Raw genomic sequence first — 22,691 nt, forward strand, 5'->3', positions numbered from 1 at the left:
TTTCGGATTGACGCGCGTCACCCTCCCGATGCCTTGGTGACATGGACGCGTCTACGTGGCAGGGTTCCCGTGGTTCACCGGACACGGCACGCCGAGTCCGACAACTGAACAGCGAGTTGCACGGAACGGTCGGATTTTTCGGCCATGTTGTTGTCGCGCCCCTGACAAGGCGCGGCGACGGTGCCACTCTGACTCCGGTCGGCTCCGCACTCCCCCATGACCCACCACCCACAGTGCGCCGCCACACCGGTTCCCCCCACACGCGTCACTCAGCTGCACACGTTCTGCACCCCACCGAGGCCGCACCACCCGAGCGGCCCCAGCAGAGTAGGAGTCACTGCGTGAGAACCCCATCCCCACACCGCGTCGGCAGACGCACCCGCACCGCAGCAGCCCTCGTGGCCACGGCCGCCATGGTCGCGGTCGGCATGCAGGCCACCGCCACCGCGGCCCCCGAGGGCGGCCGGCTGGACCCCGGTGCCCTCCCGGCGAACATCAGCGCGGCCGAACGCGCCGGTCTGATATCCGCGGCGGAGGACCGCCAGGCGGCCACCGCCGACGCGCTCGGGCTCGGCTCGAAGACCGAACTGCGGGTCAAGGACGTCGTGAAGAACCGCGACGGCTCGACCCACACCCGGTACGAGCGCACGTACGCCGGACTGCCCGTCCTGGGCGGTCAGGTCATCGTGCACCGCACCCCCGACGGCTCCGTCGACGGGGTCGACAAGGCCACCACCGCGCGCATCCAGGTGCCCACCACCAAGGCTGCCGCCAAGCACAAGCCGGCCAAGCCCGAGGCCAAGGGCAGCAAGGCGCCGCGCAAGGTCATCTGGGCCGCCGACGGCACGCCGACGCTGGCCTGGGAGAAGGTCGTCGGCGGTGTGCAGGAGGACGGCACGCCCAGCGAACTCCACGTCGTCACCGACGCGAAGACCGGCGAGAAGCTGTACGAGTGGCAGGCCGTGCACCAGGGCACCGGCAACAGCATGTACGCCGGCCAGGTCGAGATCGGCACCACCGGTTCCAGCGGCAACTACCAGCTGAACGACGCCCAGCGCGGCGGCCACAAGACGCTGGACTCCGACAACGGGAACCAGGTCTTCACCGACGCCGACGACGTCTGGGGCAACGGCTCGCCGTCCAACACCCAGACCGCCGCCGTCGACGCCCACTACGGCGCGGCACTGACCTGGGACTACTTCCAGCAGGTGCACGGCCGGGACGGCATCCGCGGTGACGGCGTCGGCGCCACCAGCCGCGTCCACTACGGCAACGCCTACTCCAACGCCTTCTGGCAGGACTCCTGCTTCTGCATGACCTACGGCGACGGCGCGGGCAACCAGAAGCCGCTGACCTCCATCGACGTCGCCGCGCACGAGATGTCGCACGGCGTCACCTCGAACACCGCGGGCCTCGTCTACAGCGACGAGTCCGGCGGCCTGAACGAGGCCACCTCCGACATCTTCGCGGCCGCCGTGGAGTTCCACGCGAACAACTCGGAGGACGTCGCCGACTACCTGGTCGGCGAGAAGATCGACATCCGCGGCGACGGCACCCCGCTGCGCTACATGGACGAGCCGAGCAAGGACGGCAGCAGCCTCGACTACTGGTCCTCCGGCGCGGGCGACGTGGACGTCCACTACAGCTCCGGCATCGCCAACCACTTCTTCTACCTGCTGTCCGAGGGCAGCGGCGAGAAGACCATCAACGGCGTCACGTACAACAGCCCGACGTACGACGACGAGGCGGTCACCGGCATCGGCATCGGCAAGGCCGAGCAGATCTGGTTCAAGGCCCTGGCCGAGAAGATGCTCCCGAACGAGACCTTCGCGCAGGCCCGCACGCACACCCTGCAGGCCGCCGGCGAGCTGTACGGCGCCGACAGCCCCGAGCAGCTGGCCGTGGCGCACGCCTGGGCCGCGGTGAACGTCGGCGACCGTCCCGGCGACCCCGGTGACCCGGGCGGCGAGGGTGAGTTCGAGAACACCGACGACGTGGCGATCCCGGACGGCGGCGCCGCCGTCACCTCGCCGATCGACGTCACCGAGGTCGGCGGCAACGCCCCGAGCGACCTGAAGGTGGCCGTCGACATCAAGCACACCTACCGTGGCGACCTGGTGATCGACCTGGTGGCCCCCGACGGCACCGCCTACCGGCTGAAGAACTCCGGCTGGGACTCCGGCGACAACATCAACCAGACGTACACCGTCAACGCCTCCTCCGAGGCCGCCGACGGCACCTGGAAGCTCCGCGTCCAGGACGTCTGGAGCCTCGACACCGGCTACATCGACAGCTGGAAGCTGACCTTCTAGGTCTTCGTCCCGCTGTGGGAACCTGCCGCCGTCCTGGCCGGCGCCGCGCGCAGAGATGCCGCGGTGGCCGCCAGGACGGCGGCGAACAGCAGCAGGTAGAGGTTGCCGTGGAGCGCCTCCAGCCCGTACCGCGACGGGAGTGCCACCAGCCCCAGCGGCGGGGCGTCCATCCGGTGCCCGGTCACGAAGTGCAGCGGCCAGGCGAACACCAGGAGGAACGCGCAGCCCAGCGCGAGCGCCACACGGCCGCGGGCAACGGGCCGCAGCCGCACCACCACGTAGACGGCCAGCGGGGCGAACCACACCCAGTGGTGACTCCACGACACCGGCGACACCGCCGCCGTGGTCAGCCCGCACAGCAGGACGCCGAGCAGCGGCAGACCGCGCCGGTGCACCATCGCCGCCAGACCCAGGCCCAGCACCGCCGTCGGCACCGCGACCGCCAGCCACAGCACGAGGGGCGGGTCCGCGATGCCCGTGGCGCGGGCGAGCAGACCGTTCATCGACTGGTTCATCGGGCTCGCGACCTCGCCGAGCCGCTCCGACCGCAGGAACGTGCCGCCCCAGTAGTCCAGGCTGTCGCCCGGCGCGGCGGCCAGGCCGATCAGCGCGGTGACCGCGGCGGTCCCGGTCGCGGTGGCCGCCTCCCGGTACCGGCGGGTGAGCAGCAGGTGGACGATGAACAGCGCGGGCGTGAGCTTGATCCCGGTCGCGACCCCGACCCCCACGCCGCGCAGCCTGCGCCGCCACCGCCCGTCGCGCTCCCCCGGGCCGGGCCGGCCGCCCGCCAGGTCGGCGAGCACGAGCAGCATGAGCAGCAGGTTGACCTGGCCGAGGTAGAGCGTCCAGGACACCGGTTCCAGCCACAGCAGCAGCGCGGTGAACGCCACGACGAGCCCCGCGCCACCTGCGGTGCGGCACCCGCCCGTTGCGAGCGGCCCGCCCGCGTGGCGCAGCGTCAGGTGTACCGAGACGGCGAGCAGGACGACCCCGGCCGGGAACACCAGTGCCTGCGCCACCGCGACCGGTACGACGGCCAGTGGCAGGAAGAGCAGCGCGGCGAAGGGCGGGTAGGTGAAGGACCAGGTCCCGTCCGGGCCCAGACCTCCCTGGTACAGCGGCACGCCGTCCAGCAGCGCCTGCGCTCCGGCCCGGTAGACCGACAGGTCGAAGAAGCCGCTCATGACCACGTACCCGGTCTCCCGCCAGTGCAGCCAGGCGAGTACGGCGAACAGCGCCGCCGACAGCCCGGCCACCAGGGCCGGCCGCCGCGAGAGCACCGTGTCGAGTGCCGGGCCTCCGCCCGCTCCGGCGGTGTCGGGGTGTCGGCTCATCCGGTTCCTCCCTGGGGGCGCGGTGCGCAGTCGAACAACGTCTCGGGGTGGCCCGGCGGGCCGGACGGCCTGCCGGGCGTGCGGTACAGCCGTGGTGGTACGGGCGTGCAGTGGTCGGCGACCCAGCGCGCGCGTTCCGCGGCGGCGGGCCCGCCCATCGCGCCGTGGAAGCCGCCGGTCATCACGTAGCGCAGCGCGCCGGAAGAGGTGAGCGCGTCGAGGCGCGCGAGGGTCGGGACAGGAGCCGCGCCGGTGAACCCGCCCATCGGCAGCACGCTCAGGCCGGCGCGCAGGTACGGGGACGCGGTGTTCGCCGTCGGTACGGCCAGGTGGTAGGTCTCGCCGCCGTACCGCGCGGTGACGAAGGCGCGTACGCCGGGCGCGGGTTCGAGCATGTTCATGTCCCCGGCCTCCGGGGGCAGGCGTACGCCGGGCGGGAAGCCGTGCAGCGAGGCCATGGCTCCGGGCGGGAGACCGTCGCCCGGCACCGTGTCGGGGTTGACGGTGGTCAGCCCCTCCAGGGGCCGGGACGACGCCGACACCGCCCACGCACCGGGGCCGAGCAGCAGGGCGGCCGCGGCCAGTCCGCTCGCCACCCGCGCGGACGTCCGGGCGGGTGCCGCGGTGCGCCCGGCCCGCCGGGAACGCGCGGCGGTCACCAGCACGCAGGCGCACCCGCAGGCCAGGACGGCGGCCGCCGCGTGCCACCACCGGCCGTCGGCGCGCAGGGCGAGCACCGCCGCCCACACGGCGCTCCCCGCGAGGGCGGCCGCCCACCACCGGGCGGAGTCCGCGCCGTCGCGGCAGGCGCGGACCGCGGAGGCCGCGCCGCCCGCGCAGAGCGCCGCGAGCGCGGGGGCCAGCGCGGCGGTGTAGTAGGTGTGCACCGCCGTGGCCGCGCTGAACACCACGCCGTGCACGAGCAGCCAGCCGCCCCACAGCAGCCACCCGGCCCGTACCGGATCGGTGCGCGCGGCGCCCCGGGAGGCCAGCAGTCCGGCGGCGAGGGAGACCAGGGCGAAGGGCAGCAGCCAGCCGATCTCCGGCCCCAGCGCGGAGCCGACGAGGCGTCCCGGACCGGGCGGGCCGCCGAAGTCGGCGAGGAAGCCGGTCACCTGTGCGGCGACGGGATCGGCGTGGCCGAGCCGGCTCAGCCCGTTGTAGTGCAGCAGCATCTCCCCCACCGCGTCGTGGGTGGAGCCGTCCACGTACGGACGCCGTCCCGCGGGCGTGAGCGCGACGAGCAGCGGCCACACGGCACTCGCCGCGAGCGTCACCCCGGCTGCTGCCGCCACCTGCCGCACGCGCGAGGCGAGCGGGCCCGGTGCGGCGCAGAGGTGGGTGAGCAGCAGGGCGGGCAGCACCAGATAGGCCTGGCCCATCTTGACGTGGAACGCCGCCCCGACCCATGCGGCGGCGACCAGCAATCGGCGTGGGCGCCCGTCCGCCGTCGCCAGGTGGCCGGCGCGCGCGGCGCACACCAGGAACAGCACGAGCAGGGTGTCGGGGAGGTTCACCCGGGCCAGGACGACGGTGACCGGACTCAGCGCGAAGGCGAACGCGGCCACCACTCCGGCGGTGTCCCCCTTCCAGCGGCGCACCGCCGAGGCCAGTACGGGCACCGTCGCGGCGGCGGCCAGCGCCTGCGGCAGCAGCAGCGCCCCGTCGTGGAAGCCGAACAGCCGGACGGACAGGGCCTGGAGCCACAGCGCTCCGGGCGCCTTGTCGACGGTCAGGGTGCCCGCCGGGTCCAGGGCTCCGAACCAGAAGGCGTGCCAGTCGGTGCTCATGGAGCGGACGGCCGCCGTGTAGTAGTAGTGCGGTTCGACCGCGGCGTGGGCCAGGAAGGTCAGCAGGAAGGTGAGCAGGGTGGCACCGCCGACCGCGGCCCCCGCCCCGCTCACCCACGGGCCCGGCCGTCCCGCGCGGCCGCCCGGCGGCGCGGGTGTGGTGCGTTCCGAGGTGTGCAGCATGTCCGTCCCCGGCCTCAGGCCACAGCCGGGTTGGCGAACGCCGGGTCGCCCAGCAGGTGGACGCGGCGCAGGTGGCGGGGGGCCCGGCTGGTGAAGCGCTCCCTGCCGTGCAGCAGCGCGTAGTTGTCCGCGATGAGCACGTCGCCGCTGTGCCAGGTGTGCGCGAGGAAGAAGCGCGGGTCGTGCAAGGCGTCGCGCAGTCCTGCCAGGAGCGCGGGGACGTCCTCGTCGCCGACGCCGTCGAAGGCGTGGGCGGGCCGGTTGAGGAAGTCCGGTTCGTCCTGCGGCGGCGGCTCGTTGAAGCGCAGGGTGGGCACGCCGCTGCGCGGGTGCGGCACGATCAGGGGGGAGGAGGCCCGGCCGCCGTAGTGGACGACGCTGCGGATGCGGTAGGTGACGGTGACCTTCCGCCACAGCGCCGGCACCTCGGGCGGGCAGTGTTCCAGCAGGGACACGGTGTCGCAGAAGACCGTTCGGCCCCCGTCGCCCCCGCCCGGTGCGCGGACGCAGTGGAAGACCTGGAACTCGGGGATGAGCGGCTTGTACATGCCGTCCCAGTGCAACGGGACGCTGCTGCTGTCGAAGATGTGGTCGGTGGGCTCCTCCGCCTCCCGCAGCTCCAGCACGTCGCCGAACGGCCAGGTCATCACCTCCCCCCAGGTGCGGCACCACCGGGCGAGCTCCTCCGGCTCGTCCGGGGCGTGGAAGCCGCGCAGCAGCACCAGCCGGTGTGCGCGCACCGCCTCGCGGAGGGCGGGCACGGGCAGGCCGGTGAGGCGGTCGTCGCCGTGGGGTGCGTCGATGCGCAGGCCGAACGGCTCGGCGGGCGCTGCGGCGGGCAGTCCGTCCAGGGCGGGGGTTGCGGGCATGGCGAACTCCTGTGGGGCGGGGGTGGGGTGGGTCGGGTTCCGGAGCCGGGCCTTCCGGACGGCGGCTCGCCGGACGCGTCAGGCCGCGCCGGGTGCGCGGGTCAGCGGCTCCGGGCGGTGCAGCGGCTCCGGGCCGCCCGTGGCGGACGGAGGCGTGTCCGGCAGGGCGCGGACGAAGTGGCTGGGCCGTCCTTCGCGGTGCACCAGGCGGGCTCCGGCCCGTTCGGTGTCGGCGCGGCGGCGCAGCACGTACCCGTCGTCGGACTCCACCGCGACGGCGTGCCAGGGCGTGAGCCAGCCGTCGTCCTCCGGCGTGAGGCGGATGCCGAACTTCGCGGAACCGCAGCGCTGCGGGTGGATGGAGAGCCGCACGGCGCGCGGGAAGTGCTCGGCGACCAGGCCGCCCCACGCGCGGCTGCGGGCGATGACGCCGTAGGCCCGGCGCCGGGCCTCGCGCTGCCGGGCGCTGCGCGTCCGGGACACGCCCGGGGTGAAGGAGTCCTCGAGGAGGAACCGGGTGAGGGCGCGGTAGAGGTCCAGCGCCTCGCCGCCGGCGCGGACCTCCTCCCGGATGCGCTCCGGGCGTTCGCCGTGGGTCTCGTCCAGAGCGCGCCGCATCGCGTCGTAGGAGCAGGCCTCCATGCCCGGCACGTCGTCGATGCTGAAGAGGGAGAGCGGCGCGGGGCGGCGCCGGGCCAGCATGCGCCGGATCTCGTCCTGGTAGGCCGTCACCACCTCGTCGTGCACGCCTATCAGGTCGCTGAAGACCCGTCCGTCCGAACAGATCACCAGCCGCATGCCCGGCGGGTACACCTCCCGCACCTGACGGCACAGCCCGGCGAGGAAGTCGAGCGCGACCTCCTCGGCGCGGTCCGGGAGGGTCCCCAGCACCTTCGCCGGGTTGGGGGACTTGCAGGGGAAGCCCGGCAGCACGCACTCGACCGGCACGCCCGCGCGGACGCTCGCCCGGACCGCGGGCAGATGGGCGGGTACGCACCGGGGGCAGGTCTCGGCGTCGCAGCCGGGTTCCGGGGCGCCCCGGCGATGGCGGAAGACGATGCGCAGAATCCTTGCGGAGATCTCTTCGGAGTTCACCGGAACGGGCTCCCTCGGGGCTGGTGGCTCGTGGGGGAGGGCCCGCCGCGCGGGGGCTTCGTCGCCCGGCGGGCCCCTGAGCGTGCGCCGCGCGCCGGACCGCCGGCGCAGCCGTCAGGGGGCGGCGGTCGCGCGGTCGCCGACCGGGCCGACGCGTCCTCACTGTCGCGCCGGAGGCGGTCTTGCCGCTAATCCGAGAGGTTCATAGTGTCGCCCTATGGTCCTCGAGATGCGTCATCTCCAGGCGATACGGGCGATCGCCGAGGCGGGCAGTCTCACCAGGGCCGCCGCCTCGTTGGGTGTCTCCCAGCCCTCCCTGACCGGCCAGTTGCAGCGGCTGGAGAACAGACTCGGCGGGCGGCTCTTCCTGCGCGACCGGCAGGGCGCGGTGCCCACCCCGCTGGGCGAACTCGTGCTGTCCAAGGCCCGTCAGGTGCTGCCCGCGATGGAGGACCTGGAGCACGAGACGGCGCGTTACACCGCCGAAGGCGTGGAGCGGATGCTGCGGTACGGATCGGTGCCGGGGCCGCTGATGGCCGGCCCGCTGCAGCATCTGAGCGCCTGTCACGGGGACCGGGTCACCTTACGCACCGAGTCCTCCGCCCGTCTGCTGGCGGACCTGGTCACGCAGGGCCACCTGGAGTTCGCGAGCATCCTGGACTACCCGGAACACCCGCTGCGGCTGGGCGCGGAACTGCGGCGGCACGTCGTCGCGGTGGAGCCGACGTTCGCGCTGGTGCCCGCGCGGGGTCCGCTGGCGGAACCGGCCGAGGTCGAGCCGTCGGCGCTGGCCGGTGCCGCCTGGGTGATGCCGCCGCTGCCGGACAACGGGCTGCGCGCCTGCGTGGCGGCGATGTCGGCGCGGGCCGGCTTCACCCCGCGGGTCGTGCACGAGACCGACGCCAGCGGCGCGCGCGACCTCATCGGCGAGGGCGGGTGCGTGGGCATCGGCCAGGCGACGTTCCGGGCGACGACGGGCATCGCCGTACGGCCGCTCGCGGGGTGCCCGGTGACCGTCCGCCACACCCTGATCTGGCTCGCCGGCCGTCAGCCGGCCGACCTGGTGCGGCAGATGGTGTCCTTCGTGGACGACGCCTACGTCGCCGCAGTGGCCCGCAGCCCGGCGTATCTGGACTGGCTCGACGACCATCCCGGGTTCGACGGTGCGGAGGAGCTGCGGAGCGCCCTGTCGGTGCGGGGACCGGCCGAGGAGTCGGCGACGAGCCGCTTCCGGCACTGACCGCGTGCCACGGCGGGGTCACCGCAGGAGGACGCCTCCCGCTCCGCCGGTCCCGGCCTCGTCCGGCGGGGCGGCGGTCAGGCCGAGTTCGGCCGGGCCGGACAGCAACGGGTGCGCGGGCAGGACCCGCACCGTGTAGCCGAACGACCCGGTGCGGTCCAGCGCCAGCGGCCCCTCGTACAGCCACCGGCCCTCCAGGTCCGGGCCGGTGCCCGCCTTGAGCGCCACCCGTACGGCGTCCGCACCGGCGAGGGCGTCCGACTCGTCCACCCGGCCGGCGACGGCCTGCACCTCGACCTCGTCCGGCGTCAGCGCCCCCAGGGCCACCCGCACCCGCACGGTCAGCGAGCTGCCCAGCTCCAGCGAGGCGCCCTCCGCCCCGGCGCCCGCGTGCTCGACCCGGTCCACCGCGACATGCGGCCACTCCTCCCGCACCCGGGACTTCCACGCGGCCAGCCGTCCGGCGGCCGTGCCGTCCAGGGTCCGGTGGGCGCGCGCGGCCGGAGCGTAGAGCCGTTCCACGTACTCGCGGACCATGCGGTCGGCCGGGACCTTCGGCGCGAGGCGGCGCAGCGTCTGCCGCACCCTCTCGATCCACCGCTCGGGCAGTTCGCCGCCGCTGACGCCCCGGTCGTAGAAGCACGGCGCGACCTGGTCCTGGACGAGCCGGTAGAGCGCGGCGGCCTCGATGTCGTCGCGCCGGGTCTGGTCCGCGGCGGCCTGGCCGTCGGCGGTGGGCACCGCCCAGCCGAAGTCCGGCTCGAACCACTCGTCCCACCAGCCGTCCAGCACCGACAGGTTGAGGCAGCCGTTCAGCGCGGCCTTCATGCCCGAGGTGCCGCACGCCTCCAGCGGGCGCAGCGGATTGTTCAGCCACACGTCGCAGCCGTGGTAGAGCTTGCGCGCCATGGCCATGCCGTAGTCCGGCAGGAAGACGACGCGGTGCCGTACCGCCGGGTCGTCGGCGAAGCGGACCAGCTCCTGGATGAGCCGCTTCCCGCCGTCGTCCGCGGGGTGCGCCTTGCCCGCGACGACGATCTGGACGGGACGGGTGGGGTGCAGCAGGAGTTCGGTGAGCCGGTCGGGGTCCCGCAGCATGAGGGTGAGGCGCTTGTAGGAGGGGACGCGGCGGGCGAAGCCGATGGTGAGCACGTCCGGGTCGAGCACGCCGTCGATCCAGCCCAGTTCGGCGCGGGCGGCGCCGCGCTGGCGGCAGGAGGCGTGCAGCCGGGTGCGCACCTCGTGCACGAGCTGCTCGCGCAGGGTGCGGCGCAGTTCCCACAGTTCGGCGTCGGTGAGCCGGTGTGCGTCGCGCGGCACCTCCGGGGCGGTCCAGGTCGGGGCGTGGACGCCGTTGGTGACGGAGGTGATGGGCACCTCCGCCGGGTCGAATCCGGGCCAGAGGCCGGCGAACATCTCCCGGCTGACGCGCCCGTGCAGGGTGGACACGCCGTTGGCGCGCTGGGCGAGGCGCAGGCCCATCACGGCCATGTTGAACAGCGCGGGGTCGCCGCCGTCGTAGGTCTCCCGGCCGAGGGTGAGCACCGCCTGCGCGTCGATACCGGGGAGTTCGCCGTCGTCGCCGAAGTGGCGGGCGACCAGGTCGCGGTCGAAGCGGTCGATGCCCGCCGGGACGGGCGTGTGGGTGGTGAAGACGGTGCCGGCCCGCACGGTCTCCAGCGCGGCGTCGAACGGGGCGCCCTCATGGGCGAGTTCGCGGATGCGCTCCAGGCCGAGGAACCCGGCGTGGCCCTCGTTGGTGTGGAACACCTCGGGTGCCGGGTGGCCGGTGAGCCGGCAGTACGCGCGCACGGCGCGCACCCCGCCGATGCCGAGCAGCATCTCCTGGAGCAGCCGGTGTTCGCTGCCGCCGCCGTAGAGCCGGTCAGTGACCTCGCGTTCGGCGGCACCGTTCTCCTCCACGTCGGAGTCGAGCAGCAGCAGCGGCACCCGGCCGACGCGCGCCAGCCGGACGTACGCGTGCAGGGACCTCCCGCCGGGCAGCGCGAGCGCGACCCGGACCGCCGTGCCGTCCTCCTCGCGCAGCAGTTCCAGGGGCAGCTCGTCGGGGTCGAGCACCGGGTAGTGCTCCTGCTGCCAGCCCTCGCGGGACAGGGACTGCCGGAAGTAGCCGTGCCGGTAGAGCAGCCCCACGCCGACCAGCGGCAGGCCGAGGTCGCTGGCCGCCTTCAGGTGGTCGCCGGCGAGGATGCCGAGGCCGCCGGAGTACTGCGGCAGGGCGCTGGTGATGCCGAACTCGGGCGAGAAGTAGGCGACGGCGCGGGGCAGTTCGTCGCCGGCCCGCTGGTACCAGCGGGGTTCGGTGAGGTAGTCGTGCAGGTCCCCGGCGACGACGGCCAGCCGGCGCAGGAAGCCCCGGTCGGCGGCCAGTTCCTCCAGCCGCGCGGCGGGAACGGCGGCCAGCAGGCGCACCGGGTCGCCTCCCACGGCCTCCCAGCTGTCCGGGGCGGCGGCCCGGAACAGCGCGCGGGTCTCCGCGTGCCAGGACCAGCGCAGGTTGCGGGCGAGTTCGTGCAGCGGGGCGAGCGGCTCGGGGAGGACGGGACGTACCGAAAAGCGACGGATTGCCTTCACGGGGGCGACGGTACCGGGCGGGCGGCGGCGTTCCCCGGACCGCAGCGGGCCGTTCGAGTGATGCTGCTCGGCGGCCCGCCCCGCGCGGGGCGGGCCGCCGTGCGGGGTCAGGCCGGCTGGGCGCCGGGGCGACCGTTCTCGACGACCCAGCGGGCGCGGGTGCGCACGGGTGCGCCCGGCCGGGAGACGTAGTCGACGACGCGGTTCTCGGCCGTCCACTCGGAGGGGGTGACGGTGTTCCGGACGTAGCCGCGGTTGCGGTTGAGGAACTTGATGTGCGGGTTCTCGGCGAGCTGGATCGGGTCGTTCGGCCCCTGCTCGGAGCCGTCGCCACCACTGGTGATGGAGGTGCCGACCAGTTCGGTGGCGACGGTGGCGGAGGCCGGGTCGTCGAAGTCCGCCTTGACGTCGTTGACGTAGTTGGCGTGCACGTCGCCGGTGATGATCACCGGGTTGGAAGTGCCGGCGGCGGTGAAGTGGTCGCGGACGGCCTCGCGTTCGGCGAAGTAGTTGTCCCAGGCGTCGTTGCTGAAGTCGGTGGCGGAGCCGGAGGCGAAGTCGCGCTGGGAGAAGAAGACCTGCTGGGCGAGGACGTTCCAGCGGGCCGTGCGGCCGGCCAGGTTGTCCAGCAGCCAGCCCCGCTGGCGGGCCCCGAGGAGGGAGCGGGAGGGGTCCGTGCGGTCGACGTCCTCGACCTGGTCGTCGCGGTACTGGCGGGTGTCCAGCAGGTGGAAGTCCATCAGGTCGCCGAACTGCATCCGGCGGAACATCTGCACGTCCGGACCGTACGGGCGCTGGGCACGGCGCAGCGGCATGTGCTCGTAGTACGCCTGGAAGGCGCGGGCGCGGCGGCGCAGGAACTCCTCGGGGTCGGTGTCCGGGTCGGAGTCGTCGCCGGCCCAGTTGTTCTCCACCTCGTGGTCGTCGAAGACGGCCATCCACGGGTGGGCGGCGTGCGAGGCCTGGAGGTCGGTGTCGGTCTTGTACTGGGCGTGGCGTATCCGGTACTCGGCCAGCGACCAGGTCTCGCCTGCGGGGACGTGGCCGCGCCCGAGGGTGCCCTGGGCGGGGCCCTCGTAGATGTAGTCGCCGAGGAACGCGACCAGGTCCAGGTCCTCCTCGGCGAGGTGGGCGTGGGCGGTGTAGTAGCCGTCGGGGTAGTTCTGGCAGCTGGTGAACGCGAAGCGGAAGCGGTCCACGCGCTGTCCGCGCGCCGGGGCGGTGCGGGTGCGTCCGACGGGGCTGAGTTCGAGTCCGGCGCGGAAGCGGTAGAAGTACTCCCGGCCCGGGCGCAGCCCGCCGACCTCGACGTGCACCGCGTGGCCGGAGGAGGAACGGGCCGGCTCCACGCCGACTCTGACGATGCGGCGGAACCTCTCGTCCTCGGCCACCTGCCAGAGGACCGGGACGGGACGGTCGGGCATGCCGCCGAGTCCGTCGGCGGCGAGCGGGTCCGGGGCGAGGCGCGTCCACAGCACGACACTGTCCGGATGCGGTTCCCCGGAGGCGACGCCGAGCGTGAACGGGTCGCGTATCCGGCGCTCCGCGGCGGGAGCGGCGGCCCAGGCGGTGGAGGTGCCCAGGGCGGAGGCGGCGAGGACGCCCGCGCCGACGGCACCGGCCGTCAGCATGTTCCGCCGGGTGACCGCGGGGAGGGTCCGGGCCGGTCCGGAGGCGGACCGTGACGACGAAGCCGAGCCGGTGACAGACATGCGCAGCCCTTCGGTTGTGGGGTCGGACGGACCGCCACCCGGTGCGCGGCGGGGCCCGCGCCATCAGGCCACGCGCACCTGACTCCCCCGCCACGGACGCGTGAACGGGCGCCCTCGACCTGGCTGCGTTCGCCTTACGTCCCGCGTTACGCACTTCGGGCCGCAAGAGGTGATTTCCGGACGAGATGAAGAGAAGAGCGTTTCGGGGTTTGTTTCGCCTCGTGTCCGGACCCCGGGCGTCGCGCCCGTTCCGGACGAGAGGTGCGCCCGCCTCCGCACCGGTTCCGCCGTAGGCACGGCGACGACCGGCTGCACCCGCCGATGCCGGCCGGAGGCCGTACACCCGTCCAGGCCAGAGCGGGATACCTCGACCGGGTGAAGCGGTGGCGCACGGGAAGGCGCGCAACCTTCGCGGGTCGGGCGAAGCGGATAGAAAGAGCAGATGCCCGCCCGCCTCCCGCACATCTCCCAGGTGAGCCCATGATCGGTCGCATCCCCGTGCTGGACGTCCAGCCCCTCGTCGACGGCGGGCGGCGGCCCGCGAAGGCGGTGGTGGGCGAGACGTTCACCGTGTCCGCCACGGTCTTCCGCGAGGGGCACGACGCCGTCGGAGCCAACGTCGTGCTCCGCGACCCGGCCGGCAGACAGGTGCCGTGGACGCCGATGCGGGAACTGTCCCCCGGCAGCGACCGGTGGGGCGCCGAGGTCACCCCGGATGCCGAGGGCCGGTGGACGTACATGGTCGAGGCGTGGAGCGACCCGGTGGAGACCTGGCGCCGCCACGCCCGCGTGAAGGTGCCCGCCGCCCTCGACGTCGAACTGACCCTGTCCGAGGGCGCGGAACTGCACGAGCGGGCGGCGGCCGGGGTGCCGAAGAACGACGGGCGCTCGGTGGTGCTGGCCGCCGTCGACTCGATGCGGGACGCCAAACGGTCCGGTGCCGCCCGGCTGGCCGCCGCGCTCGCCCCCGAGGTGACGGCCGTGCTCGGCCGGCACCCGCTGCGCGAACTCGTCACCTCCTCCCTCTCCCACGCCCTCCAGGTGGAGCGGCGGCGGGCGCTGTACGGCTCGTGGTACGAGCTGTTCCCCCGCTCGGAGGGAGCGGTCGTGCGGGACGGACTGCCGCCCGTGACGGGGACGTTCCGCACCGCCGCCGACCGGCTGCCCGCCATCGCCGCGATGGGCTTCGACGTCGTCTACCTGCCGCCGGTCCACCCCATCGGCAGGACGCACCGCAAGGGCCCGGACAACGCGCTGACCGCCGGTCCGCACGACGTCGGCTCCCCGTGGGCGATCGGCTCGGCCGAGGGCGGCCACGACGCGCTCCACCCCGACCTGGGCACCTTCGCGGACTTCGACCACTTCCTGCAACGGGCCCGGGAGCTGCGCATGGAGGTGGCGCTGGACTTCGCGCTCCAGTGCTCCCCGGACCACCCCTGGGTGCGCAAGCACCCGCAGTGGTTCCGGCACCGCGGCGACGGCACCATCGCCTACGCCGAGAACCCGCCGAAGAAGTACCAGGACATCTACCCGCTCGCGTTCGACGTCGACTTCCGCGGCCTGGTCCGCGAGACGCTGCGCGTGCTCCGCTTCTGGATGGAGCACGGGGTGCGGATCTTCCGGGTGGACAACCCGCACACCAAGCCGGTGGTGTTCTGGGAGAAAGTCATCGGCGACGTCAACCGCACCGACCCGGACGTGATCTTCCTGGCCGAGGCGTTCACCCGGCCGGCGATGATGCGGACGCTGGCGAAGGTCGGTTTCCAGCAGTCGTACACCTACTTCACCTGGCGCAACGACAAGCAGGAGCTGACGGACTACCTCACCGAACTCTCCGGCGAGACGGCCGCCTACATGCGGCCCAACTTCTTCGTGAACACGCCGGACATCCTGCACGCCTACCTCCAGGACGGCGGCCGCGCCGCCTTCGAGGTGCGGGCCGTGCTGGCCGCCACCCTCTCCCCCACCTGGGGCGTCTACGCCGGCTACGAGCTGTGCGAGAACGCCCCGGCGGCGGACGGCAGCGAGGAGTACCTGAACTCGGAGAAGTACCAGCTGCGTCCGCGCGACTGGGACGCCGCCGAGCGGTCGGGCCGCAGCATCTCCCCGCTGATCACCACCCTCAACCGGCTGCGCCGCCGCCACCCGGCGCTCCAGCAGCTGCGTTCGCTGCACTTCCACGAGACGGACAACCCGCACGTGATCGCGTTCTCGAAGCGCGCGGGCGGCTCGCCGCACGGCCACCGCCACGGCCGCGAGAACGCCCCCGCCGACACCGTCCTCGTCGTGGTCAACCTCGATCCGCACCACACCCACGAGGCGACGGTGTCGTTGGACACGGCGGCTCTCGGCCTCCCGTCCGCGCAGGTCGGCGACGGAGCCGGGACCTTCCCGGTGCGCGACGAGCTCACCGGGGAGACCTACCACTGGGGCAGCGAGAACTACGTGCGTCTGGAACCGGGCCAGGACCCGGCGCCGGCGCACGTCTTCGCGCTGCGACCGTCCCCATCGACCGGAGGGTCACCCGCCACATGATCGTCAACGAGCCCGTTCCCGACACCTTCGAGGACACCCCGGCGAAGGACCGCGACCCCGAGTGGTTCAAGCGCGCGGTCTTCTACGAAGTCCTCGTCCGCTCCTTCCAGGACAGCAACGGCGACGGCGTCGGCGACCTCAAGGGCCTCACCTCGAAGCTCGACTACCTGCAGTGGCTCGGCATCGACTGCATCTGGCTGCCGCCGTTCTTCACCTCCCCGCTGCGGGACGGCGGCTACGACGTCGCCGACTACACGGCCGTACTGCCGGAGTTCGGGGACCTCGCCGACTTCGTGGAGTTCGTCGACAACGCGCACGCCCGGGGCATCCGCGTCATCATCGACATGGTGATGAACCACACCAGCGACCAGCATCCGTGGTTCCAGCACTCCCGCACCGACCCCGACGGCCCTTACGGCGACTACTACGTCTGGGCCGACGACGACAAGCAGTACGCGGACGCCCGCATCATCTTCGTCGACACCGAGGCGTCCAACTGGACCTTCGACCCGGTGCGTCAGCAGTACTACTGGCACCGGTTCTTCTCCCACCAGCCGGACCTCAACTACGAGAACCCGCAGGTGCAGGAGGAGATGATCTCCGCGCTGCGGTTCTGGCTGGATCTCGGGATCGACGGCTTCCGGCTCGACGCCGTGCCCTACCTGTACGCCGAGGAGGGCACCAACTGCGAGAACCTGCCCGCCTCGCACGCCTTCCTCAAGCGGGTGCGCGCCGAGATCGACGAGCACTACCCGGACACCGTGCTGCTCGCCGAGGCCAACCAGTGGCCGGAGGACGTCGTCGACTACTTCGGCGACTACGCCAAGGGCGGCGACGAGTGCCACATGGCGTTCCACTTTCCCGTCATGCCGCGCATCTTCATGGCGGTCCGGCGCGAGTCGCGCTACCCCGTCTCCGAGATCCTGGCGAAGACGCCGCAGATCCCGTCCGGCTGCCAGTGGGGCGTCTTCCTGCGCAACCACGACGAGCTGACGCTCGAGATGGTCACCGACGAGGAACGCGACTACATGTACGCCGAATACGCCAAGGACCCGCGGATGCGGGCCAACATCGGCATCCGGCGCCGCCTCGCGCCGCTGCTGGACAACGACCGCAACCAGATCGAGCTGTTCACCGCCCTGCTGCTGTCGCTGCCCGGCTCGCCGATCCTGTACTACGGCGACGAGATCGGCATGGGCGACAACATCTGGCTCGGCGACCGCGACGCCGTCCGCACCCCCATGCAGTGGACCCCGGACCGCAACGCGGGCTTCTCGTCTTGCGACCCCGGCCGGCTGTTCCTGCCCGCGATCATGGACCCGGTGCACGGCTACCAGGTCACCAACGTCGAGGCGGCCATGAGCTCGCCGTCCTCCCTGCTGCACTGGACGCGGCGGATGGTGGAGATCCGCAAGCAGAACCCGGCCTTCGGCCTCGGCACCTACACCGAACTGCCCTCCACCAACCCGGCCGTGCTCGCCTTCCTCCGGGAGTACGAGGACGACCTCGTGATGTGCGTGCACAACTTCTCCCGCTTCGCGCAGCCCACCGAACTGGACCTCCAGGCGTTCAACGGGCGGCTGCCGGTGGAGCTGGTCGGGGGCGTGAAGTTCCCGCCGATCGGCGAGTGGCCGTACCTCCTGACGCTGGCCGGGCACGGCTTCTACTGGTTCCGGCTGCACAAGCGGACGCCCGCCGCCGCGGAGACGGAGCAGCCCACCCAGGCGGAGAAGTCGGCACGCGCCGACCGGGAGGCCGAGGCACGGGCGCACGGGGCTTCCGCGCCGGCGTGACGCCCCTTCCCCCTGCCCGCGCGGTGCCCCCGCGCGCCGGGCGGGCAGGGGCGCCGGCTTCACCCGCTTGCCGGACACGCACCCGCGACACGGCCCGGCACCTCCGAACCGCCCAGACGGCAATCCGGGACACTCGGCGTACCTTTCGTGCACCGGGGAAAGGACGGTCATGTCGGAAAGATCCCTGCCTCTCGCCGCCCCCGCGGCCACCCCGGCCGCGCCGCGTGAGCGGGGCACCGCCCTGCTGCGGTCGCTGACCCCCCTGCTCGCCGAATGGCTGCCACGCCAGCGCTGGTTCGCCGGCAAGGGCCGTCCGCTGGGCGACCTCGCCCTCGTCTCGGCCACGGAACTCCTGCCCGTTCCCGGCCCCGAAGGCACCACCCCGAACGCCGACGGCGGAATCGATCCTGCACCCGCCGGCCTGCTGCACCTGCTGGTCCGCACCCGCAGCGGCCCGTCCGCCGCCGACCGGACCGTCGACTGCTACCAACTCCTCCTCGGCGTACGGGCGGTACTGCCGCCCGACCTCGCGCCGGCCCACATCGGCACCCCCGCCGCCGGCCCGCTGCGCGGCCGTACCGTCTACGAGGCGCTGCACGACCCCCGCCTCGCCGGCGTCCTGCTGGAACGGCTGCGCAGCCCCGGGCGGCTGGGCCCGCTGCGGTTCACCCACGGAGCCTCCGGCGCCGTGATCCCCACCGACCTGCCCGCCCGGCTGCTGGCCGCCGAACAGTCCAACTCCTCGGTCGTGTACGGCTCCTCGCACATCCTCAAGCTGTTCCGCCGCGTCGGGCACGGCGTCAACCCCGACCTGGAGCTACCGCTCGCGCTCGCCCGCCACGGCTGCGACCGGGTGCCGGCGCCGACCGCCTGGTTCGAGGCCGAGCCGGAGACCGGGCGCAGCCCGGGTCTGACGCTGGGCGTGCTCCAGCCGTTCCTGCCCGGCAGCGGCGACGGCTGGCAGCTCGCGCTCCGGACCCTCGCCGCCCGCGCCGACTTCACCGGCGCCGCCCACGGCCTCGGCCGGGCGACCGCCGAGGTGCACGCCGGGCTGGCCTCGGCCCTGCCCACCACCGTCCTGCGACGGCCGCAACTCCTGCGCCTGGCGGAGTCGATGACCGAACGACTGAACCACGCTGTCGGCGCCGTGACGGCGCTGCGCCCGTACCGCGACGGGCTGCGGGAGGCGTACAGCGCCCTCACCGACCTGGCCCGCCGCGGCCAGACCCGGCTCGCCCAGCGCATCCACGGCGACCTCCACCTCGGGCAGGCCCTGCACACCCCGGCCGACGGCCGGTGGACGCTGATCGACTTCGAGGGCGAGCCCGCCCGCCCCCTCGCGGAACGGCGGCGCGCGCAGCCCGTCGTCCGGGACGTCGCCGGGATGCTGCGGTCCTTCGACTACGCGGCCTGCCACCCGCGCGGCTCCCGCGCCACCTGCGACGACGGCTGGGCCCAGGACTGGGCCGCCGCCAACCGCGCCGCCTACTGCGAGGGCTACGCCGCGGTCTCCGGTACGGACCCGCGCGAGGACGCGGCGCTGCTGCGCGCCTTCGAGACCGACAAGGCGGTCTACGAGGTGCTGTACGAGGCGCGGCACCGGCCCGCCTGGCTACCCGTCCCCATGTCCGCCGTCCGCCGCCTCGCCGCCACGCCCGCCGACCACCGGTGAGCGAGCCGCCGTGCGGCTCGGACCGGTCCGTGGCGAGGCGGCACCGCGTCGGAGGCGCCGACGCGGGGACCGGGGCGCGTCCGGACCCCGCACGCCCCGGCAGGGCGGGACGGCAGGGGGCTGGGGCGACGTTCCCACCGCATCGATTCCCGTCGCACGCACCAGCACCCACCCCGTATCGGAGGACGATCCGTGAGCTTCCATCCCGACGACCCGGCCGACACCACGCCCGGCCGCCACGGGCCGCCCCCGCGCGGCGGCGACGCGGGCACCCCGGCGACGGAGGCCGACGCCCGGCGTCAGGCGGGCCGCGAGCCCGCCCACGTCACGGCCAGCGGTGGCCGGCCGTCCGCCGGCACCTCCACAGCGGCCTTCCTGCTGCCCTCGACCGAGTGCGAACCGCCGCGCGGCGGGCCCGCGCACGAGGCGGCGCGGCACGGCGTGTCCGGTCAGGGCTCGCTCTTCGCCGCGGGTCCGGCTGCCGCCGAGGCGACCACCCGCGGCGACCGCCCGGAGGCGTCGGGGCACACCGCACCGGACGTCGTGCGGCACACGACGCCCGCGGCGCAGACGGCGGCCACGGAGCCGCCCGCCACCGATCCGTCGGCGCAGGGCGTGGCCACGGGGCCCGTCGGCTCACCCCGCACCGCGCGGAGCGCACACGGCGTGCGGGTCCCCGAGCCGCTCGGGGAGGCGGACCGGCGGCGGCTGCTGGAGGGCCGCCACCACGACCCGCACGCCCTCCTCGGCGCCCACCCCGGCCCCGGCGGCGTGGTCCTGAGGACCCTCCGGCCCTGCGCGCGCAGCGTCACCGTCGTCGCTGAGGGCCTGTGCGCGGAGCTGCACCACGAGGGCGACGGCCTGTTCGCCGGGCTGCTGCCGGTGGCGGAGATCCCCTCCTACGCACTCACCGTCCGCTACCCCTCCGGGGATGCCGGCGGGCCGGACCGGGAGGTGCGGGTCGAGGACCCGTACCGCTTCCTGCCCTCACTCGGCGCACTGGACCTGCACCTCTTCTCGGAGGGCCGCCACGAGGAGCTGTGGCGCGCCCTCGGCGCCCACCCCCTGACGCACGACGGCGTCACGGGCACCCGGTTCACCGTGTGGGCGCCGAACGCGCAGGGGGTGCGGCTCGCGGGGGACTTCACCTACTGGGACGGGGCGCAGTACCCGATGCGTTCGCTCGGCTCCAGCGGCGTGTGGGAGCTGTTCGTGCCGGGACTCGGCGAGGGCGCGCTGTACAAGTTCGAGATCACGGGCCCGGACGGCCACCGCTCGCTGCGCGCCGACCCGATGGCGCGGCGCACCGAGTGCCCGCCCGCGACCGCGTCCGTGGTCACCGCCTCGCAGCACGAGTGGCGGGACGCGGCATGGATGGAGCGGCGGGCGGGCCGGGAGTGGCACGCCTCGCCGCTGTCCGTCTACGAGGTGCACCTGCCGTCCTGGCGCCCGGGACTGACCTACCGGGAGCTGGCCGAACAGCTCCCCGCCTACGTCAAGGACCTCGGCTTCACGCACGTGGAGTTCATGCCCGCCGCCGAGCACCCCTTCGGCGGCTCGTGGGGTTACCAGGTGACCGGCTTCTACGCGCCGACGGCGCGGCTGGGCACCCCGGACGACTTCCGGCATCTGGTCGACGCACTGCACGCGGCCGGCATCGGCGTGCTGATGGACTGGGTGGCCGCGCACTTCCCCAAGGACGACTGGGCGCTCGCCCGCTTCGACGGCACGCCCCTGTACGAGCCGGCCGATCCCGCCCGGGCCGAACACCCGGACTGGGGAACGCTGGAGTTCGACTACGGGCGCCGGGAGGTCCGCAACTTCCTGGTGGCCAACGCGCTGTACTGGTGCGAGGAGTTCCACATCGACGGGCTCCGGGTCGACGCCGTCGCCTCCATGCTCTACCTCGACTACTCGCGCGAGGACGGCCGGTGGTCGCCGAACGCGTACGGCGGGCGCGAGAACCTGGACGCGGTGGCGTTCCTCCAGGAGATGAACGCGACGCTGTACCGGCGCTGCCCGGGCGTCCTCACCATGGCCGAGGAGTCCACCGCCTGGGACGGTGTCACCCGCGCCACCCATCACGACGGGCTCGGCTTCGGCTTCAAGTGGAACATGGGCTGGATGCACGACTCGCTGGTCTACATGTCCAAGGACCCGGTGCACCGGCGCCACCACCATGACGACATGACGTTCTCCATGGTCTACGCCTACTCGGAGAACTACGTGCTGCCCATCTCGCACGACGAGGTCGTGCACGGCAAACAGGCGCTGGTGTCCAAGATGCCCGGCGACTGGTGGCAGCGCCGCGCCAACCACCGCGCCTACCTCGGCTTCATGTGGGGGCATCCCGGCAAGCAACTGCTGTTCATGGGACAGGAGTTCGCGCAGGGCGCCGAGTGGTCGGAGGCCGCCGGCCCGGACTGGTGGCTGCTGGACCCGGCGTACGAGGCGGAGCCCGACCACCGGGGAGTGCGCGACCTGGTGCGCGAGCTGAACGGGCGCTACGCGGAGACGCCCGCGCTGTGGCAGCGCGACACCGACCCGGGCGGCTTCGCGTGGATCGACGGCGGCGCACGGGAGGACAACGTCTTCGCGTTCCTCCGGTACGACGCGGCGGGGCGCCCGCTGGCCGTCGTGTCCCACATGTCGCCGGTGGTGCGGAAGGACTTCCGCATCGGGGTCCCCCCGACCCCGGAGGGCACGTGGACGGAGACGCTGAACACCGACGCCCTCGATTTCGGGGGCTCCGGCATCCACAACTCCGGGCTGCTCACCCCCGAGCCCGTCGCGGCGCACGGCCACGCCGTGTCCCTCACGCTCACGCTGCCGCCGCTGGCCACGCTCTGGCTGCGCCCCGGCTGAGCCGCCCCTTCCCCCCGCTCCATCCCGTGCCGCCGACCGGAGTCAGTGCTTCCGGTCGGCGGCGCGCTGTGCGGTGGCCTCCAGCCGGGCGCGGTAGTCCCGCCACCAGTCGGCGTCGCCGGGCGGCATGTTGTCGTTGCCCTTGCGCATGCCGACCGCGCCGTCGAGCTGCTCGCGCAGGATGTCGGCCTGGCCGGCGTGGCGCTGGGAGTCGGCGATGACGTGGACGAGGACGCGGTGCAGGGAGACCTCCGCCCTGTCCTCCGGCCACCACGGGACGCGGCCGGTCGCGTTCAGCGGCAGCGCGGCGACCGTCGCGTCGGTGTGCTCCCAGGCCCGGTGGTAGAGGGCGATGACGGAGTCACGCGTCTCGTCGAGACCGGCCCACATGTCCTGGTTGGGGTCGGAGAGGTCCGAGAGCCACGGCGGCGGGTCCTCGGGCGGACGCCCGAAGGTCTCCCCGAAGTAGCCCAGCTCCACGCCCGCCAGGTGCTTGACGAGGCCCAGCAGGTTGGTGCCGGTGGGCGTCAACGGCCGGCGGACGTCGTACTCCGAGAGCCCCTCCAGCTTCCACAGCACGGCTTCGCGGGCCGCCTGCAGATAGCGCCGGAGGTCCGCCTTCTCCTGGCCGGCCGGTACGCCGGTGTCGCTGGTCATGGGCCGAGTCTCGCACCGCCCTCTGACAACGCCGGCGCA

General features: G+C 73.6%; 13 protein-coding genes. 6 read left to right on the forward strand and 7 right to left on the reverse strand.

What is annotated here, in order from left to right; all coding sequences use genetic code 11:
* Positions 1-413: 413 nt before the first annotated feature.
* A complete protein-coding gene (locus K304_RS0125105) occupies positions 414-2,312 on the forward strand; it encodes a M4 family metallopeptidase (RefSeq protein ID WP_027765955.1) in 1,899 nt (632 codons plus the stop codon).
* Here the strand turns inward: K304_RS0125105 and K304_RS31230 are convergent.
* The 4 genes from K304_RS31230 to K304_RS31240 form a co-directional block, all read right to left on the reverse strand.
* Positions 2,309-3,646 (reverse strand): glycosyltransferase 87 family protein, encoded by a 1,338-nt coding sequence (locus K304_RS31230; protein ID WP_051308830.1) that lies wholly within the window; start codon positions 3,644-3,646, stop codon positions 2,309-2,311. The genes K304_RS0125105 and K304_RS31230 overlap by 4 nt on opposite strands.
* A complete protein-coding gene (locus K304_RS31235; RefSeq protein ID WP_051308831.1) occupies positions 3,643-5,619 on the reverse strand; it encodes a glycosyltransferase family 39 protein in 1,977 nt (658 codons plus the stop codon). The genes K304_RS31230 and K304_RS31235 overlap by 4 nt, the downstream gene beginning before the upstream one ends.
* 14 nt (positions 5,620-5,633) lie before the next feature.
* Positions 5,634-6,488 carry a TauD/TfdA family dioxygenase gene (locus tag K304_RS0125120; RefSeq protein ID WP_051308832.1) on the reverse strand — a complete coding sequence of 285 codons (855 nt, stop codon included), beginning with the start codon at positions 6,486-6,488 and terminating at the stop codon, positions 5,634-5,636.
* 78 nt (positions 6,489-6,566) lie between these two features.
* Entirely contained in the window at positions 6,567-7,583 is a 1,017-nt protein-coding gene (locus tag K304_RS31240; RefSeq protein ID WP_051308833.1) for an isocyanide synthase family protein, read from the reverse strand.
* A gap of 229 nt (positions 7,584-7,812) precedes the next feature.
* Between K304_RS31240 and K304_RS31245 the strand changes: the two genes are divergently transcribed.
* The gene (locus K304_RS31245; protein ID WP_158687423.1) at positions 7,813-8,823 is read left to right on the forward strand and encodes a LysR family transcriptional regulator; all 1,011 of its coding nucleotides are present in this window, start codon (positions 7,813-7,815) and stop codon (positions 8,821-8,823) included.
* An 18-nt stretch (positions 8,824-8,841) separates the two neighbouring features.
* Here the strand turns inward: K304_RS31245 and glgP are convergent, their stop codons facing one another.
* A complete protein-coding gene (gene glgP, locus K304_RS0125135) occupies positions 8,842-11,418 on the reverse strand; it encodes an alpha-glucan family phosphorylase (RefSeq protein ID WP_027765957.1) in 2,577 nt (858 codons plus the stop codon).
* A gap of 107 nt (positions 11,419-11,525) precedes the next feature.
* On the reverse strand, positions 11,526-13,049 hold the full coding sequence (locus K304_RS0125140) for an alkaline phosphatase D family protein (RefSeq protein WP_199779682.1): 1,524 nt from the start codon (positions 13,047-13,049) through the stop codon (positions 11,526-11,528).
* A 561-nt stretch (positions 13,050-13,610) separates the two neighbouring features.
* Between K304_RS0125140 and K304_RS0125145 the strand changes: the two genes are divergently transcribed.
* The 4 genes from K304_RS0125145 (at position 13,611) to glgB (ending at position 21,995) form a co-directional block, all read left to right on the forward strand.
* Positions 13,611-15,665, forward strand: a complete 2,055-nt coding sequence (locus K304_RS0125145) for an alpha-1,4-glucan--maltose-1-phosphate maltosyltransferase (RefSeq protein WP_027765959.1) — start codon at positions 13,611-13,613, stop codon at positions 15,663-15,665.
* Complete coding sequence (gene treS / locus K304_RS31250) at positions 15,662-17,458, forward strand: maltose alpha-D-glucosyltransferase (RefSeq protein WP_486591804.1); 1,797 nt, start codon at positions 15,662-15,664, stop codon at positions 17,456-17,458. The genes K304_RS0125145 and treS overlap by 4 nt, the downstream gene beginning before the upstream one ends.
* Positions 17,459-17,627: 169 nt before the next feature.
* Positions 17,628-19,130, forward strand: a complete 1,503-nt coding sequence (locus K304_RS0125155; protein WP_027765960.1) for a maltokinase N-terminal cap-like domain-containing protein — start codon at positions 17,628-17,630, stop codon at positions 19,128-19,130.
* Positions 19,131-19,745: 615 nt separating this feature from the next.
* Complete coding sequence (gene glgB / locus K304_RS0125160) at positions 19,746-21,995, forward strand: 1,4-alpha-glucan branching enzyme (RefSeq protein WP_106965676.1); 2,250 nt, start codon at positions 19,746-19,748, stop codon at positions 21,993-21,995.
* Between the two features lie 42 nt (positions 21,996-22,037).
* Here the strand turns inward: glgB and K304_RS0125165 are convergent, their stop codons facing one another.
* The gene (locus tag K304_RS0125165) at positions 22,038-22,652 is read right to left on the reverse strand and encodes a DinB family protein (RefSeq protein ID WP_027765962.1); all 615 of its coding nucleotides are present in this window, start codon (positions 22,650-22,652) and stop codon (positions 22,038-22,040) included.
* Positions 22,653-22,691 lie beyond the last annotated feature (39 nt).

The organism is Streptomyces sp. CNS606 (genome assembly GCF_000426325.1).